The following is a 16,552-nucleotide window of genomic DNA, read 5'->3' on the forward strand; positions in this document are numbered from 1 at the left end:
ATATGCCACAAAGTCTCTTTGTTGATTTGCGTTCCTTTGCGTTTATTTGCGGCTAATTGTCTTTTTCAGTCTCTTTGTGGCGTATAGATCTCTATGAACGTATCCGCCTGGTCCATTCGTCATCCTGTCCCCGCCATTCTGCTGTTCGGATTGCTGACGATCATCGGCATCATGGGTTTTCGCGCGCTGGGGATTCAGAACTTCCCGGATGTAGAACTCCCCACTATCGTGATCTCGGCCAACCTGGAGGGGGCGGACCCGACCCAACTGGAGACCGAGGTCGCGCGCAAGATCGAGGACCAGATCGCCTCGCTGGGCGGCATCGAGCATATCCGCACCACGCTGACCGACGGCACCGCCACGATCCGGGTCGAGTTCCAGATCGACAAGGATACCGAAGTGGCGCTCAACGAGGTGCGCAACGCGGTGGACAGCGTCCGCGCCGATCTGCCGCAGGACCTGACCGACCCGGTGGTTTCCAAGGTTACTACCTCCGGCTCACCGATTGCGACCTACACCGTCGCCTCCGAGCGGATGGATGAGCAGGCCCTGTCCTGGTTCGTCGACAACGAGATCGCCAAATCATTGCTGGCGGTCAAGGGGGTCGGCCGGGTGGCGCGCATCGGCGGCGTGGACCGGGAGGTCCATGTGGACCTGGAGAGTGCCAAAATGCAGTCGCTCGGGGTCACCGCCGAGGCGATCTCCGCCCAGTTGAAACGCGTCCAGCAGGACGCCTCCGGCGGGCGCGGGGACATCGGCGGGGCGGTGCAATCGGTGCGCAGCCTGGGCGCGGTGGACACCGTGGCCGGGATCGCGGAGCTGGATATCCCGCTGCCGGATGGGCGGCGGGTGCGCCTGGAGGACCTGGGGACGGTGAGCGACAGCTTTGCGGAGCGCAGTTCGCATGCACTGATGGACGGGCGCCCGGTGGTTGCATTCGAGGTCACCCGCATCAAGGGGGCCAGCGAGGTGGCGGTGGCCAAGGCGGTCAAGGCGGCGGTGGACAAACTGGAGGTCCTCTTCCCGCAGGTGCAGATCCGGGAGGCCTACAATACCGTCGACCCGGTGCAGGACAATTACGTGGGCTCCATGGAACTGCTCTATGAGGGCGCGCTGCTGGCGATCTTGGTGGTCTTCTGGTTCCTGCGCGACTGGCGCGCCACGCTGATCGCGGCCATTGCGCTGCCGCTCTCGATCATCCCCACCTTCGCTGCCATGTTGTGGCTCGGGTTCAGCCTCAACATCCTCACCCTGCTGGCCATGGCGCTGGTGGTCGGCATCCTGGTGGACGACGCCATCGTCGAGATCGAGAACATCGTGCGCCATCTGCGCATGGGCAAGCCCCCCTTCCGCGCGGCGATGGAGGCGGCGGACGAGATCGGGCTCGCGGTCATCGCCACCACCTTCACCCTGGTGGCGGTCTTTTTGCCGACTGCCTTCATGGGCGGGGTGCCGGGCAAGTTCTTTGTCCAGTTCGGGATCACCGCCGCGGTGGCGGTGGTCGCCTCGCTGATGGTGGCGCGCCTGCTGACCCCGATGATGGCCGCCTATTTCCTCAAGGCCCACCCGGAGGGCAATACCGACGGGTTCATCATGACCCGCTATCTGGCCGCCGCCAGTTGGTGCCTCGACCATCGCAAGACCACCGCCGCTGCTGCCATCCTCTTCTTTGTCGGCTCCATGCAGCTGCTGCCCCTGCTGCCCAAGGGGTTCGTGCCTGCCGCCGATCGCAGCCTCACCAGCGTCAAACTGGAACTGCCACCCGGCAGTTCACTGGAAGACTCGCGCCTGGCGGCGGAACGGGCGCGGCTGCTGATCGCGCCGATGCACGATATCCTCGGGGTCTTCACCGCGGTGGGCAGTACCAGCGGCGCCGGTCCGATGGGTGAGGGCGGGGCCAAGGACGTGCGCCTGGCCAGCCTGCAACTCAAACTCGTCTATCGGCACGATCGCAGCCGCAGCCAGGCGCAGATCGAACAGGAGGTCCGCGAGCGCCTGCGCGCACTGCCCGGGGTGCGGGTCTCCATCGGCGCCGGTCAGACCGGCGAGAAGCTCCAAGTCTCGCTCGCCAGCGACGACCCCATCGCCCTGACCACCGCCGCCCAGGCGGTCGAGCGCGACCTGCGTACCCTGCAAGGGGTGGGCAACATCACCTCCGGGGCCAGTCTCCAGCGCCCGGAGATCCAGATCCGGCCGGACTTCGCCCGTGCCGCGGACCTGGGCGTGACCACCTCCGCCCTGGCCGGCGCGGTGCGGGTTGCCACCTCCGGCGATTTCAAGGTCAACCTGCCCAAGCTCAACCTGCCGCAGCGCCAGATCCCCATCCGGGTACGCCTGGATCGGGCCATGCGCACTGATCTTACTGCCATCGCCCAGTTGCGCGTCCCGGCCAAGATCGGCTCGGTGCCCCTGTCCGCGGTGGCCTCATTGAGCCTGGGGAGCGGGCCGGCGCAGATCGACCGGGTGGACCGGATGCGCAACGTCAGTATCGATGTCGAATTGAGTGGGCGTCTGATCGGCGCCGTCCTGGCGGAGGCCAACGCCCTGCCGTCGCTCAAGAACCTGCCGCCCGCGGTGACCCGGCTTCAGCAGGGGGACGCCCAGCGGATGGCCGAGCTCTTCTCCTCCTTCGGCACCGCCATGCTGATCGGGGTGCTTTGTATCTATGTGGTGCTGGTGTTGCTCTTCCATGACTTCCTGCAACCCATCACCATCCTGACCGCCCTGCCGCTCTCGCTCGGGGGGGCCTTCATTGCGCTCCTGCTCACCCACAACAGCTTCTCCATGCCATCCATCATCGGCGTGCTGATGCTGATGGGGATCGTCACCAAGAATTCCATTCTATTGGTGGAATACGCCATCGTCGCCCGACGCGAACGCGGCATGGACCGCCGCCATGCGGTGCTGGACGCCTGTCATAAACGCGCCCGTCCCATCGTCATGACCACCATCGCCATGGGCGCCGGGATGTTTCCGGTGGCCCTGGGGCTCGGCGCCGAGCCCAGCTTCCGCTCACCCATGGCGATTGCAGTCATCGGCGGGCTCATCACCTCGACCTTCCTCAGCCTGCTGGTCATCCCGGTGGTCTTCACCTTTATCGACGACCTGCTGCGGCTGATCAAGCGGCTGGTGCCGCGAGGCAATGAGGCGCAGGGTGCGGCTGGCCAGACCCCGGCCCCGCTCGCGTTGCGGATGCTCCACGACCCGCGTGCCCGGGCGCAATCACCGTCATGACCCGCCCCCGCCGCCTGATCAGTTTCGACTGGGCGATGAAGCGCCTGCTGCGCAGCAAGGCCCATTTTGGGATTCTCGAAGGATTTCTCAGCGAATTGCTGCGCGAGGAGATTCAAATCCTGGAGGTCCTGGAGAGCGAGAGCAACAAGGAGACGGCGCTCGAGAAACAGAACCGCGTGGATTTGAAGGCGCGCAATGCGGGCGGTGAGATCATCCTGATCGAGGTGCAGTACCAGCGGCAGTTCGATTACTTGCAGCGGATTCTGCACAGTACGGCCCGCACCGTGGTGGAGAACCTCCAGGAAGGCCAGCCCTATGGCGAGGTCGTCAAGGTTATCTCGGTCAGCATCCTGTATTTCGACCTGGGCCAGGGTCAGGACTATGTGTATCATGGCGCTACCCGCTTTATCGGTCTGCATCGGCACGATGAATTGCAGTTGACTCAGGCGCAACGCGACCTGTATGGACGGGCCGAACCCCAGGCACTGTTCCCGGAATATTACCTGATCAAGGTCAACCAGTTTGATGACGTCGCACGCGACTGCTTGGACGAGTGGATTTATTTCCTTAAGAACGAAGAGGTTCCAGATGGCTTTCGGGCGCGGGGGCTGCAAGAGGCCAAGGAACAGTTGGACATACTGAAACTCCCGGAGGCGGAGCGGCGGGCCTACGAGCGTTATCAGGACGATCTGCACCAGCAAGCGAGCATGGTGCAGTCATCCTATGGTTGGGGAATGCACCAGGGGCGGAAGCTGGGGCGCGAGGAAGGTCGCGAGGAAGGTCGCGAGGAAGGTCGCGAGGAAGGTCGGGAGGAAGGTCGGGAGGAGGGCCGAGATGAGGGTCAACGGCAGGAGCGCCTACGCATTGCCCAGAGCCTCCTGGATCTCATCGCCGATGACCGGCTGCTGGCCGAGAAGACCGGCTTGAGCGAGGCGCAGATACAGGCATTGCGGGGGGAGGGGAACTGAGTGTGAGCGGTCGCGGCCGGGGTGGCCGCTCCTAAGCGTCGCGTCGACGCAGAAACGCGGCGCGCTGATCCGTAGCGTCGATATGGTTGGCCAAGAGGTCCCAGAACTCCTCTCGGCCGCGAGCCTGCGCCAAGGTGCGCTGCACCAGGACGCGGGCGATCGGTCCCAAGGTCGCCGCGAGTGCCTGCTGGGCCCGCGCGATCTCCTCCGGCGGGATGGCCGACGCAGGGCTTTCCTGCGACCGTCCGGCCCCCGTGGTCGGCGGCCGGCTGGTGGGTTGGTGTAGGCCGCTTTGGACCAGCTCGAGGGCCTCTGACATGAACCGGCGACGCTCCTCCGGACGATCGATGCGCTGCCCCAGGCTTTCGCAAAGGTCCTCCAGCGAGGCGGCGCTCCCGATTGATGTCTGCACCAGATAGCGGGCGATGGGGCCGACATGGCTGGCGAGCTTGCGCTCGACGCTGCTCAATAGCGCCGAGTCGAGCTCGATCCCCGTCGCCGGGTCCGGGGCGCGGGCGGTGAATCTGGTCTGATCGGCGGACGCTGCGGCCGCGATGGTCGTCTGGGCGGCCGGCTCGCCGATCGCCAGCCGCAAGGCCTCGGCCATGGCGGCGGCGCTGGCGTAACGCTCCTCCGGCCGCTGGGCCAAGGCGCGCGCAATCGCCGCCTGTAAGGCGGGGCCGGCCACGCTCACTAGCTCGCTGTCACCCGTGGCTGTACCGCGTTGGAGGCCCTGGGCAATTTCAGTGAAGCTGCGGCCACTGAAGGGGCGCTTACCGATCAGCATCTCTTGCAGCACGGTGGCGGTGGAGAACAAATCGCTGCGCGCGTCGATCCCCTCGCCATAGGACTGCTCGGGCGACATATAGCTGGGGGTGCCGACCACCATGCCGACCTGGGTGAGTTCCGAGCTGTCGAGCCGCGCAATCCCGAAATCGGTGACCTTGATCCGGCCACCGTCCAGTAACAGGATGTTCGCCGGCTTGATGTCACGATGCACGATGCCGAGCGCGTGGGCGCAGGAGAGCGCGTCGAGCACCTGACCAATCAAATGAACCGCCGCGGTCGGGGCGAAGCGCTCGCCTTGTGCGAGCACGGTGTCGAGGCTCGCCCCCTCGACATACTCCATCGCGAGGAAGGGGTCGCCCTCGTGCAGCGCAAAGTCGAAGATCGTGACAATACACGGATGGTTGCAGCGCCCGGCCGCCTGCGCCTCCCGCTTGAAGCGTTCCACATAGTCTTGGCGCTCCTCGCCCTCCAAGAGGTGGGTGCGGACCAGCTTGATGGCGACCCGGCGCCCGATCACCGGGTCGTGTGCCTCGTAGACAACGCCCATGGCGCCGCGTCCGAGGGTCCGCACCACCTCGAAGCGGCCGATCGTCGCTGGTAGTGGTGCTTGGCCGTTAATGGTCAGCCCTCCAGGAGCTTCAGCGCCTTCTCCAGACTGCGGCGCATGCGGTTGAACGAGCTGGCGAGTGAGGCGATCTCATCGCGGCCGGTGGGCACGATCTCCGGGGCCTCCATGTTACCCGTGCTGATCTCGTCGGCGACCACCGACATCCGGCGCACCGGACGCACGATCAGGGTCGTCAGCAGGATATTGAGCAACAAAATCACCAGGAGAAAGACGCCGGCCAACCCGCCCAGATAGATCTTGAGCGTCTTGTTGGCCTGGTCGATCGCGACCTGTAACGGGACAGTGACGACCTGTGCGGCGACGACATCGTTGAGCTTCCAGCCGAATCCGTTGGCGGTCCCGTAGAGGTCGATCATGGTCGCCGGTGCGGCCGCGGGTGTGGAGTGACAGGCGAGACAGCCCGGGTCCTTGAGCCGGATGGGCTTTGACAGTGACAGGGTGGGCCCGAGCGCGGAGTCGCGGGTACTGACGAACTCGGTCAAGTTTGGGTCGCGGGTGAACTCACCGATGATGTCCGCCTCCCAATCGGTGGCCCGATCCGCCGGATTGGTTGGGTTGAGTGAAGGCTCCTTGTAGGTGTAGCTCGGCAATTCCTTTTCCAGTACACGGCGCATGTTGGTTTGCGCCGCCCAGGACGGTATCGTGTGCGGGAGGAAGCGCAGCTTGCTCTGCTCGGCCAGCAGCGGGGTAATCTCGCTCACCGTATAGACGCGGATGGCGGAGGCCGCACTCATCAGTAGCGACGCCTCACGCATCACCTCCCGTCGGGCCTCCGCATTGGCGGCACGGTAGATCAGGGTGGCGGCGAGCGTCAGCCCGATCACGAAGGCGACCAGCATCGCCAGATTGAACTTGGTCTTCAGGTTCATTGTCTTGTTTTCCCCTGTTTCCCGTGGCGGTTGATTCGGTCCCGGCCAGTCAACGCGACGGCCCGTTGAGGAGTCGACCCGCCTGCTCGCCGGTGAGCACACCGGTCAGCTCGGCGCCGATCTCGTGCTGAAAGCGTCTGATCGCCGCGCGTGATTCCGGTCCGAACTCGCCATCGATACGACCCGAGTAATAGCCTATTTCGGCGAGTGCGACCTGCACGCGTCGGCGCTCGCTCTGCGTCATCTCGCCCTCGGGCGGCAACGCGACCGCCGGGACGGTGGGCGTCGCGGCGGTTGGGGTTGGTGTCGGCGTGGCGGTTGGGACGGCGGATGGGGCGGCCACGGCCTCATCCTCCGCCAGGCGGCGCGAGGATGCCGGCAGCCGCAGCATGGCGATCCGGGGGCTGCCCCCCAGCGTGGCCTCCAGTCCAGCCAGGAGGTCGGCGGTCTGGACCTGCGGATTCGTGAGCCCCGCTGTGAGCGCGGCGGCCAGCGGGGTGGGTCCGGTCGCGGGTGGCGGTGTGGTTACCGCCACCAAGCCAACGCCTTCGGGGATCGGCAGCTCGGCGAGTTGACTCAGCACGGGTTCCGGGACCCCGGCGGCCGGCACCAGGTCCAGTGCCAGCACGCCCCGACTGGGCTGGCCGCGGACCAGCACGTCCAGCAGGGCCTTCACCAGCAGGCCCTGGGTCATGACATCGGACGGCCGCTGGATGCGCGCGGAGGCCGGCAGCAGAAAGGGCCGGTCGTTCATGCCGGCCCCATAGCCGCAGACATAGACAAAGACGCTGGCGCCCGGCGCCGCCGCCATCCCCCGGCCGAAGGCATCGATGGCAGCCGCCATGCCTCCGCTGGTGACATCCGCGCGCTCCACCACCTGGAAGCCCAGCCCGCGCAGCCCCTTGGCCAGTGCTTGGGAGGATTCAAGGCAGGCCGGCAAGGCCGGCAAGACGATGTAGTTGCTGTCGCCGATGACGAGCGCGACCCGCGCCGGTTGCGCCAGCGCGGGGGCGCCGATGAGGAGCAGCGACAGCCCCGTAAGGGCCGATCGCGCGAAGGCGAAACCTGATTTTTGTTGACGCATCTTGTGCTGCCTCCCATGAACTCGAGCCGCGGGGAATGGGACTCTGGGCGTTCGTCTGACCTGGAGAATCAGGTGGGTCCGTCCGGGGCGTGTTACCAGAGCGGCTGCGGATATTCATGCATCGGGTCGCCGACTGTTGGCACGGGTCAGCAGATCCGACCGAACTGTTTCGGACGGGGCGAATGTCCCACGGCATTGGTCGCCGCGGGACGAGATATTTGCGCTTCCTGGCGGCTAGATTTGACGGCACAGCCGGGACGGATTAGGGTATTACCTGTTTTTTTCTTGCCGCTCGATTTCGTTAAGCTGCGGCGGGTTTGGGCAAAAAAGCAACTGTATAAGGCTCGAGAAAACACACGGGAAAGGGGCGAAAATTTTACATGGGGCATGGTATGCGATCCAAAGCGGTGTAGGGTAATTCCTTCGGACGGCGCGAATGAGCTACGAGAACAAGTTCAGGAGTCATTTGCAAACATGCTGAAGAGCATCGCATACATACTTGTCGATCTCGACAACGAGCAGAAAGAAATCATTCTGCGGAAGGCATCATTTTTCGTGCAGGACGAGGTAACGGCGGAAGACTTGAATAATAGAAGAAAAAAGTGGATACGATTCAGCAAGGCGGCGATCACCGATGTTATTGGCGAACTTTCATATCATTGCAACAGGAGTCGCAGCAACAGGGAATGTCTGTTCCTGGATGAGTTGATCACGCATCTGGAGTTTTATGAAAGAGCCGGTTAACCCGCGTAGGCAGGAACCGGGCAGGAACCGGGTCGGAATGGGTCGAATACTCCCCCAACGTATATTCTGTCGCTGGCCATTTGGTGCGCGAGCCGGCGGGTCCGTGGAAAACGTTCCGGACTGGGCGAATGCCCCGTCTTGCAGGGTCAGCGATTGCTTCCCGCCGCCATCTGCATCGCAGCCTGCGGCCTTACCGTGATGAACCCGCCGGGCTAGCATCCAGCGCAAATGGACTATTTCACCCCCGCCACCCGCCGCTGGTTTGACCAACACTTCGCCGGCCCCACGCCGGCCCAGGCGCGCGGCTGGCCGGTGATTGCCGCGGGGCACCACGCACTGATCACGGCCCCGACCGGCAGCGGTAAAACGCTGGCCGCTTTTTTGTGGGCCATCGATCGGCTGATGGCAGTGGGCGACGACGCCGCTCTGCGCCCCCCCGGTGTCCAGGTCCTCTACATCTCCCCGCTCAAAGCCCTGGTCTACGACATTGAGCGCAACCTGCGTGCGCCCTTGGCCGGGGTCGCCCGGGTGGCGGCGGACCTGGGACTGACGGTCCAGCCCCCGCGGGTGGCCATCCGCACCGGGGACACGCCTGCGCAGGAGCGCGCCCGGCAGTTGCGGGCGCCGGCGGAGATCCTGGTCACGACGCCGGAGTCGCTCTATCTCCTGCTCGGCTCACGCGCGGCCGAGAACCTCAGAACCGTCCACACGGTGATCGTCGATGAGGTCCATGCACTGGCCCCCACCAAGCGGGGTGCGCATCTGGCCTTGTCTCTGGAGCGGCTGGCCGCCCGGTGCCTGCGCGATCCCCAGCGCATCGGGCTCTCGGCCACCGTGAGGCCGCTGGCGGAGGCGGCGCGCTTTCTGGGTGGCGAGCGGGCGGTGGAGATCGTGGATGCCGCCGCTGCGCCGCGGCTGGACCTGAAGGTCTGTGTGCCGGTGCCGGATATGGAGCGTCCGCCGCCGGTCGTGCGCGGCCCCCTCCCGATTACCCCCGAGCGGGGCATCTGGTCGGCGCTCTATCCGGCCCTCTTGGAGGCTATTCGCACCCATCGCTCCACGATCATTTTCGTCAACAGCCGGGGGCTGGCTGAGCGCCTGTGCCGGCGCCTGAATGAACTGGCGGCCGACGGCGACCCGCCCCCGGTCCCCGATCTGGTTCGCGCCCACCATGGCAGCGTCAGCCACGAGCGTCGCACCGCCATCGAGGAGGCCCTGAAGCGCGGCGACCTCAAGGCCATCGTCGCGACCAGCTCGCTGGAGATGGGCATTGATATGGGCGCGGTGGACCAGGTGTTGCTGGTGGAGTCTCCGGGCTCGGTCGCCCGCGGCCTGCAACGGGTGGGGCGCGCCGGGCATGGGGTGGGGGAGGTGAGCAGCGGGCGCATCTTCCCCAAATTCCGGGGCGACCTGCTGGAGTGCGCCGTGGTCGCGGCGCGGATGTTGACCGGCGAACTGGAACCCTTCCGCATGCCCCGCAATGCGCTGGATGTGCTGGCGCAGCAGGTCGCCGCGCACTGTGCGACCGGCGACCGGACGGTCGGCGAACTCCACGCGCTGGTGACCCGCGCGGGACCCTATCGGGAACTGTCCCGGGCGGCGTTGGAGGCGGTGCTGGAGATGCTTTCGGGCGGCTTTCCCGGGGGCGAACTGGCCGACTTGAAGCCGCTGCTGGCCTGGGACCGGGCGACCGATACCCTGAGCGCGCGCCGGGGCACGGCCCTGATCGCCCGGCTCAACGCCGGCACCATCCCCGACCGGGGCTATTACAGTGTGTACCTGGGGGCGGATGGCCCCCGGATCGGTGAGCTGGACGAGGAGATGGTCTTTGAGAGCAAGGCCGGGGACTGCATCCTGCTCGGCGCCACCAGTTGGCGGGTGGAGCAGATTACCCGGGATCGGGTCATCGTCTCACCCGCTCCCGGTGAGCCGGGCCGGCTCCCCTTCTGGCATGGCGACGGACCGGGTCGGCCGCTGGCGCTGGGGCGGGCGGTCGGGGCCTTCTGCCGGCAGGCGGCGGGGCTCAAGGGTGAGGCGGCGGCGGCCTGGGTCCAGGGGCAGGCGCCGCTGGACGACCTGGCGGCAGTCAACCTGGCCGCCTACATCCAAGCGCAGCGCGAGGCGACCGGTCAGGTCCCGAGCGACCGCACCATCGTCGTGGAGCGCTTCCGCGACGAGTTGGGGGATTGGCGCGTCTGCATCCTGAGCCCCTTCGGCGCGCCGATTCATGCCCCCTGGGCCATGGCCCTGCAGGCCCGGCTCGGTCGACGGTCCGGGGTCGCCGTTCAGGTCATGTACGCCGACGACGGCATCGTCCTGCGCCTGGCGGACGGGGAGGACCTGCCGACGCTGGACGACCTGCTGCCGGACCGGGCAGAGGTCGAGGACCAGGTCACCGAGCAACTCGCCGACACGGCGCTCTTCGCCGGCCTGTTCCGGGAGAACGCCGCGCGGGCGCTGCTCACGCCGCGCCGTCAGGCCAAGGGCCGCCAGCCCCTGTGGGCGCAGCGGCTGCGCGCCCAGACCCTGCTGGCCACGGTGCGCCGCTACCCGCGCTTTCCGCTGGTGATCGAGACCTATCGGCAGGCACTGGGCGACGTCTTCGACCTGCCCGGGCTCAAGGAGGTCCTGACCTTGGTGCAGTCCCGGTCCATCCGCGTCCATCCGGTGGAGACCGCGCACGCCTCACCCTTCGCCCGGTCGCTGGTCTTCGCCTATGTGGCCGCCTATCTCTATGAGCAGGATGCCCCGCTGCCCGAGCGCCGCGCCCAGGCACTCACGCTCGACCGCGGCCTGCTGGCCGAATTGCTGGGCCAGGCCGAGCTGCGTGAGCTGATCGACCCGGTGGTGCTCGCCGACCTGGAGGCCGAGCTCCAGCACCGCACGGACGGGCGCCGCGCCCGCGACCCCGACGAACTCCACGACCTGCTGCGCCGTCTGGGCGACCTCACCGCGCCCGAAATCGCCGAGCGGTGTGTTGTGGGATCGCCGGGCATCAGCTCGGCGAGTGCCCCAAGCGCCTGGCTGGCCGCTTTGCAGGCCCAGCGCCGCGCCGCCCCCATCGCCATCGCTGGCGAATCGCGCTGGATCGCCAGCGAAGACGCCGGCCTCTACCGCGATGCACTGGGCCTGCTCCCGCCCCCTGATCTCCCCGCGTCCTGCCTCGCCCCAACGGCCGCCCCCTTGGAGTACCTGATCCGCCGCTACGCCCGCACCCGCGGCCCCTTCCTCACCCGCGAACCCGCCGCCCGGCTGGGTCTGCGACCGGCCCAGGTGGAACCGGTCCTGCGCCTGTTCGAATCCGAGGGCGCCCTGGTGCGCGGCGAACTGCGTCCGACGGGCACCGAGCCCGAGTGGTGCGACGCGCAGATCCTGCAACGCCTGCGCCGCCGCACCCTGGCGTGCGCCCGCGACGCCGTCGCCCCGGTCGACGCGGCCGCCCTGGGGCGCTTCCTCCCCGCCTGGCACGGCATTGGCGAGGACCTCAAGGGACCGGATCGGCTCCTGGAGGTCGTCCAGCAACTCGCCGGTCTGAGTCTGCCCTGGTCCCAGCTCGACCGAGTGTTGCTGCCCGCGCGGGTCCCCGGCTACCGCTCCCAGGACCTGGACCTGCTGGCCGCCACCGGCCACATCGTCTGGATTGGGCGCGGGGCCTTGGGGCCGAAAGATGGCAAGATCGCGTTGTACCCCCGGGCCGGCGGGGAGTGGCGTGGGGCGAGCGGCAGTGCAGGGGAGCCGCCGGCCGATGCCTTGCATCAGGTCCTGATCGACCACCTGCGGGAACGGGGCGCCTGCTTCCTGATGGAACTGACGACGGCGGCCGAGCAGGCGGGACTCAAGGTTGAGCGCGACGCCTTCGCGTCCGCCGTCTGGGACCTGGTCTGGGCCGGGCTGATCACCAACGACACCTTCGCCCCGCTGCGCAGCCTGGCCGCGGCGGTCCCCACGCGGCACCGCGGTCGGGAACCGGCCCTGGCTGGCGGGCGCTGGTCGCTGGTCGCTGGTGGCGGACCTCGGCGGTCGCGGTGTGCCTGCGCCGAGCGATACCGAGCGCCTCCTCGTCCATGCCCGCATGCTGCTCGATCGCTATGGCGTGGTGAGCCGGGAGGCGGTCCAGTCGGAGGGCCTGCCCGGTGGTTTCGCGCCGCTCTATCGGGTCCTGAAACAGATGGAGGAGTCCGGCCGGGTGCGTCGCGGCTGGTTTGTCGAAGGGCTCTCCGGCGCCCAGTTTGCGGCCCCCGGCGCGCTGGAGCGGCTACGCGCCGCGCGTCTGGATGAGCCGCCGATCGATGGATTTACCGCGGGCGACGTGCGCGTCCTGGCGGCACTGGACCCCGCCAACCCCTATGGTGCCCTGCTGCCCTGGCCCGCCACCGCGGCTGAATGCGGCCCGGCCCCGCGCCGGGTGAGCGGCGCCTGGGTCATTCTGGTGGCCGGCAAGCCGGTCCTGTATCTCGGCAGCAGCGCACGGCAGTTGTCGAGCTTCCCGTCGTCCATGACCGCGGACGGCGGCGAACTCCACCTCGCCCTGGTCGCCCTGGCCCGCCTGTCCGGCGGCGGCCGGCGACGGCTTCTGATCCAGACCATCGACGGCCAGCCGGCGCTCCAGTCCCCCCTGCGCGAGGCCATGCTCGCCGCCAGCTTCGCGTCGGACTACGATGCACTGGTCCCCGGTCACTACGCGTGACACCGCTGCGAGACTGGGGAAGCATTTGCCGACACCAAAACCCGCGCCGCGCCTGGGAGCGCCGACATTCTGTCGGCGACGGCGCGAAGCGCCGTTGGGTCCTCGTGAAACAATAGCCCTTTGCGATTCACCGCGAAACCGCGAACCGCCTGCGGCGGTTGGCCGACAGAATGTCGGCGCTCCCAGGCGCGAACGCCCGCGACCCGGCAGCGACTCTTGGTATGTCGCGCCCCTTCGGGGCTTAGGCGGGTCGCGAGCCCGGGCGGAACACCCGACTGGGTTCGCTGCGACGCGCACCCCATCAAGAGCCTTATACCCAAATGAAATCAAAGATCCCCACCGCCGACCTAGCGCTCCTGATCGCCGGTGTCGACGAGGCTGGCCGCGGCCCCCTGGCCGGTCCGGTGTGCGCCGCCGCGGTCATCCTGGACCCGGCGCGTCCCATCCCCGGGCTCGGCGACTCCAAGAAGATCACTGCCAAACGGCGCGATGCTCTGGAAACCGTTATCCAAGAGCACTCACTCGCCTGGGCCGTCGCCTGGGCAAGCGCCGCTGAGATCGATGACATCAACATCCTTCAGGCCAGCCTGCTCGCCATGACCCGCGCCGTGGCGGCCCTTGGGCACCGGCCCGACCGGGTGCTGGTGGACGGCAACCGCGCCCCGGACTGCGGTTATCCGGTGGAGACCATCATCGGCGGCGATGGCCTCATCCCCGCCATCGGCGCCGCCTCCATCCTCGCCAAGGTCGCCCGCGACCGGCTCATGTGCCAACTGGAGCAGGAATATCCCGGCTATGGCTTCGCCGTCCACAAGGGCTATCCCACGGCCGCGCACCGGGCGGCCCTGATCAGCCTCGGACCCTGCCCGGAGCATCGGCGCAGTTTTGGGCCGGTGCGGGTGTTGTGCGGGGGTTAGTCAAGCGACTCGCCTTCGCGCGCCTCGGTCGTGGCCACGAAGCCGAGCAGGGCGGCCAATTGCAATGCTGTTACTCCTGCAAGAGCGACTCGCAGAAGGTCACGAAAGCCAGGGCCTCATTCCGCAGGTTCTCAGCGGCTTCGGCCAAGTCGTCGTAAGTCACGCCGTAATCCGCGCGCAGGCGAAGGTCCTCCGCCCGATTCAGTGCCCGGCCGTGCCGGCGGGCCGATTCGTCGAGGTCTTTGGTCAATCGTCCGAAGGCGCCGATCAGTCCCGAATGGGTGATCGCGACGGATGCGCGGTGACGCAGCAGCACGGCAGTGGCCGCGTGGAACATGGCGTAGTAACTCAGATGCACGACGCTCTCTGGTGCATCCGCCGGGTTCATCGCCTGTGCTTGAGCCAGCATCCGATGGGCCTTGGTCAGGTAATCGGCCTCGTTGGCGCTCATAGCCGAATCCCTTCGGCCGCGATGCGGTCCAGCAGCAGCGGGCTGACGCCTTCTCCATCCTCGGACAGGGCGACGGGATGGATGGTTTCGCCGGTCTCGACGATCAGGTCATAGGCGGCGTCGGCCAGTTCCAGTGTGTCCCGGCTGGATGCGCGCCCGCTGACGAACACCGCCACATCCCAATCCGACCCCGGGCGGGCGTCCGCGCGGGTGCGCGATCCGAATAGCACGACGCGCTTCGTGCGCCCGGGCAAGGCCCGTTCGGCGCTTTCCCGGAAGCGGTGCATCAAGGTCAGGTCGATCTTGGGAGGCATTTGTTGGGTCTCCGGTTTGGCGGTCAGGCTTCGTCCGCCGCTGTCTGATCGGTCCTGACGGGCGGCTGCTGCGCGTGGGCGGCGCAGTGGGCGGCGTAGGCTATGCATTCGTCTACGTCGAATTCGAGGGCCTTGAGTAGGGCCAGGGCGTCCCGGAATTCCTCTGGGTCTTTTTTGGTCTCCACACAACGGTAGGCCATGTCCAGAGGGTCCAAGTATTGTTCGTCCCAGTCGATTTCGCCATTCAAGAACCCGAGGCTTTGAATGACCGCCCGGTCTTCCAGCCACCGTTCCGCTTCCGGCGGCATGGCCGACAATTCGACGCCCTTGGCTACAAGTGGTTTGGCGAGTTTCGCGACCTCGCCAAGCGGTAGTGTCCATTCCGCGGCGGCGCGAGCGAGCCGGGCGGGCACGATGGTATCCAGCCAGTCGCCCTCGCCGTCCAGTTGCCAAGAGAGTAGCCGTCGCTCCTGATCGGTTAAGACCGGATCGGGGAAAGTTGCGTCCAGGTCCGGCAACTCGATGCCCAAAACGGAGAGTGGACGGGCCAAGTCCGCGACCTCCCTAAATGGCATGGACCATACGGCAGCGGCGCGTATGAGATGCGCGGGCATGATGCCGTCCAGCCATGGGGAAAGACCAGTCAAATGCCGCGAAAGCAGTTCAATCTGAGTTTCGTTGAAGCGGAGATCTGGAGGGATATGGCCGAGATCCGGTATCTTCACGCCGAGGTCTGCGAGTGGCCGCGCCAAAAATATGACTTCGCCGATTGTAAGGGACCACTTGGCAGCCGCGAGCGCGAGCTGGACCGGTGTAATGGTATCAAGCCATGGACCCACGCTGCCCAAGTTCGGCGAGAGCAGCGATAGCTGGCGTTCGGTCAGTGCCGGAGTGGGCGACACGTCGTGTGGAAGTGGCAGTTCAGCGCCAAGGGCTCCGAGGGCCCGGGCCAACTCATCCACTTTGCCGACTAGATGAGTCGGGCGCGCCGCAGCCATTGCGATTTGGGCCGGCGCAATAGCGTCCAACCATGGGGCCTTGCCGTCGAAGTCCCTCGACAAAATCCGCAACTCGTGTGTCCCGACGGTTAGAATGGGCAGGGTAGAATTCGAGTCTGGCAGCTTCGCGGCAAGGTTCACGAACGGCTGGGCTAGTGCGACGACCTCTCGAATCGGCATCGAGCACTTGAGCGAGAATGCCACGAGTCCGGCAGCGACGCCAACAGCCAAGTCACCCGATTCCGCCGATATGACCGACTCCGGATCGGTAGGAAGGTAGTCCTTCAAGAGCGTCCAAGTGCCAGCTAAAGGGGCGCCTTCCCTGGTCACTGGGTACAGTTCAATTAGCCGGGTCAACGGGGATGGAGCCGAAAGTCCCGCGCTTATCAAAGCGCCAAGACGAGCACGTTTGAGCCCGGACCACTCCTTGAGCGTCTGCCGCCGGCCACTTATCAAACGATGGGAATCCCGTTCAAAGCAAAGGTCCTGATCCCATTCAAACAATCCAACTCCGCTCGTTGATAGCGACTGCATTCCCGGACCCCAGGGTAGATTACGAGGGCCGCAGTTTCCCCGGCGTAGTGCGACGTCCAAGCAAATAATCGGCCCCGGGTGCGCATGGAACAGCTCGCCAAGCATGTCCAGACGAATGTTCGGCCTTGATCATAAATCCGGCCAAGACCTAGCGTAGGGCTTGGTGAATCACCGCAGGAGAGCGGCAGGACCCGTGAAATTGTGTACCCTTGGAAGTGCAAACAAACCGAGGGTGAAGCACCATGTTCGAAGGTCCTGCCGGGATCGACTTTAGCGCAGACATCGGGTCGATGCCATCGGACGTGGCACGGCGATCGGCCGGCGGTTGGTCGTGA

Annotated in this window: 10 protein-coding genes and 1 pseudogene; 5 read left to right on the top strand and 6 right to left on the bottom strand. The window is 66.5% G+C overall.

Translation table 11 applies throughout. The features are described from left to right. Positions 1–93: 93 nt before the first annotated feature. Positions 94–3,234 carry an efflux RND transporter permease subunit gene (locus QZX93_RS19080; RefSeq protein WP_295391498.1) on the top strand — a complete coding sequence of 1,047 codons (3,141 nt, stop codon included), beginning with the start codon at positions 94–96 and terminating at the stop codon, positions 3,232–3,234. Then, a complete protein-coding gene (locus QZX93_RS19085) occupies positions 3,231–4,202 on the top strand; it encodes an Rpn family recombination-promoting nuclease/putative transposase (RefSeq protein WP_295391500.1) in 972 nt (323 codons plus the stop codon). The genes QZX93_RS19080 and QZX93_RS19085 overlap by 4 nt, the downstream gene beginning before the upstream one ends. Before the next feature lie 31 nt (positions 4,203–4,233). Here QZX93_RS19085 and QZX93_RS19090 read toward each other — a convergent pair whose 3' ends face one another. Genes QZX93_RS19090 through QZX93_RS19100 form a run of 3 tightly spaced genes read right to left on the bottom strand, consistent with a single transcriptional unit; the run spans position 4,234 to position 7,572 of the window. Next, complete coding sequence (locus QZX93_RS19090; RefSeq protein WP_366760736.1) at positions 4,234–5,565, bottom strand: serine/threonine-protein kinase; 1,332 nt, start codon at positions 5,563–5,565, stop codon at positions 4,234–4,236. 47 nt (positions 5,566–5,612) lie between these two features. After that, positions 5,613–6,488 carry a DUF3365 domain-containing protein gene (locus tag QZX93_RS19095; protein ID WP_295391502.1) on the bottom strand — a complete coding sequence of 292 codons (876 nt, stop codon included), beginning with the start codon at positions 6,486–6,488 and terminating at the stop codon, positions 5,613–5,615. 49 nt (positions 6,489–6,537) lie between these two features. After that, positions 6,538–7,572 carry a peptidoglycan-binding protein gene (locus QZX93_RS19100; protein ID WP_295391504.1) on the bottom strand — a complete coding sequence of 345 codons (1,035 nt, stop codon included), beginning with the start codon at positions 7,570–7,572 and terminating at the stop codon, positions 6,538–6,540. Between the two features lie 474 nt (positions 7,573–8,046). Here QZX93_RS19100 and QZX93_RS19105 point away from each other — a divergent pair, with 474 nt between their 5' ends. The 3 genes and pseudogenes from QZX93_RS19105 to rnhB all read left to right on the top strand — a co-directional run bounded on the left by QZX93_RS19105 (position 8,047) and on the right by rnhB (position 13,920). Continuing rightward, the gene (locus QZX93_RS19105; RefSeq protein ID WP_295391506.1) at positions 8,047–8,316 is read left to right on the top strand and encodes a hypothetical protein; all 270 of its coding nucleotides are present in this window, start codon (positions 8,047–8,049) and stop codon (positions 8,314–8,316) included. Positions 8,317–8,544: 228 nt separating this feature from the next. Continuing rightward, positions 8,545–13,003, top strand: a pseudogene (locus tag QZX93_RS19110) (DEAD/DEAH box helicase). 320 nt (positions 13,004–13,323) lie between these two features. Next, positions 13,324–13,920, top strand: a complete 597-nt coding sequence (rnhB, locus tag QZX93_RS19115) for a ribonuclease HII (RefSeq protein ID WP_295391508.1) — start codon at positions 13,324–13,326, stop codon at positions 13,918–13,920. Positions 13,921–13,990: 70 nt separating this feature from the next. On the opposite strand, the gene QZX93_RS19120 is transcribed toward rnhB, so the two are convergent. Genes QZX93_RS19120 through QZX93_RS19130 form a run of 3 tightly spaced genes read right to left on the bottom strand, consistent with a single transcriptional unit; the run spans position 13,991 to position 15,971 of the window. Further along, on the bottom strand, positions 13,991–14,371 hold the full coding sequence (locus QZX93_RS19120) for a HEPN domain-containing protein (RefSeq protein ID WP_295391509.1): 381 nt from the start codon (positions 14,369–14,371) through the stop codon (positions 13,991–13,993). After that, positions 14,368–14,685, bottom strand: coding sequence for a nucleotidyltransferase family protein (locus QZX93_RS19125; RefSeq protein ID WP_295391511.1), 318 nt, complete (start codon positions 14,683–14,685; stop codon positions 14,368–14,370). Before QZX93_RS19125 ends, QZX93_RS19120 begins: the two co-directional genes overlap by 4 nt. 23 nt (positions 14,686–14,708) lie before the next feature. Further along, the gene (locus QZX93_RS19130; RefSeq protein ID WP_295391513.1) at positions 14,709–15,971 is read right to left on the bottom strand and encodes a hypothetical protein; all 1,263 of its coding nucleotides are present in this window, start codon (positions 15,969–15,971) and stop codon (positions 14,709–14,711) included. Positions 15,972–16,552: the final 581 nt, after the last annotated feature.

The organism is uncultured Thiodictyon sp., assembly GCF_903946935.1.
Classification (GTDB): Bacteria; Pseudomonadota; Gammaproteobacteria; order Chromatiales; family Chromatiaceae; genus Thiodictyon.

Bases quoted from the DNA above. Each gene is read 5' to 3' on its own strand.
- rnhB (WP_295391508.1), top strand. From the start codon at position 13,324: ATGAAATCAAAGATCCCCACCGCCGACCTAGCGCTCCTGATCGCCGGT.
- QZX93_RS19080 (WP_295391498.1), top strand. From the start codon at position 94: ATGAACGTATCCGCCTGGTCCATTCGTCATCCTGTCCCCGCCATTCTG.
- QZX93_RS19095 (WP_295391502.1), bottom strand. From the start codon at position 6,488: ATGAACCTGAAGACCAAGTTCAATCTGGCGATGCTGGTCGCCTTCGTG.
- QZX93_RS19105 (WP_295391506.1), top strand. From the start codon at position 8,047: ATGCTGAAGAGCATCGCATACATACTTGTCGATCTCGACAACGAGCAG.
- QZX93_RS19100 (WP_295391504.1), bottom strand. From the start codon at position 7,572: ATGCGTCAACAAAAATCAGGTTTCGCCTTCGCGCGATCGGCCCTTACG.
- QZX93_RS19120 (WP_295391509.1), bottom strand. From the start codon at position 14,371: ATGAGCGCCAACGAGGCCGATTACCTGACCAAGGCCCATCGGATGCTG.
- QZX93_RS19125 (WP_295391511.1), bottom strand. From the start codon at position 14,685: ATGCCTCCCAAGATCGACCTGACCTTGATGCACCGCTTCCGGGAAAGC.
- QZX93_RS19085 (WP_295391500.1), top strand. From the start codon at position 3,231: ATGACCCGCCCCCGCCGCCTGATCAGTTTCGACTGGGCGATGAAGCGC.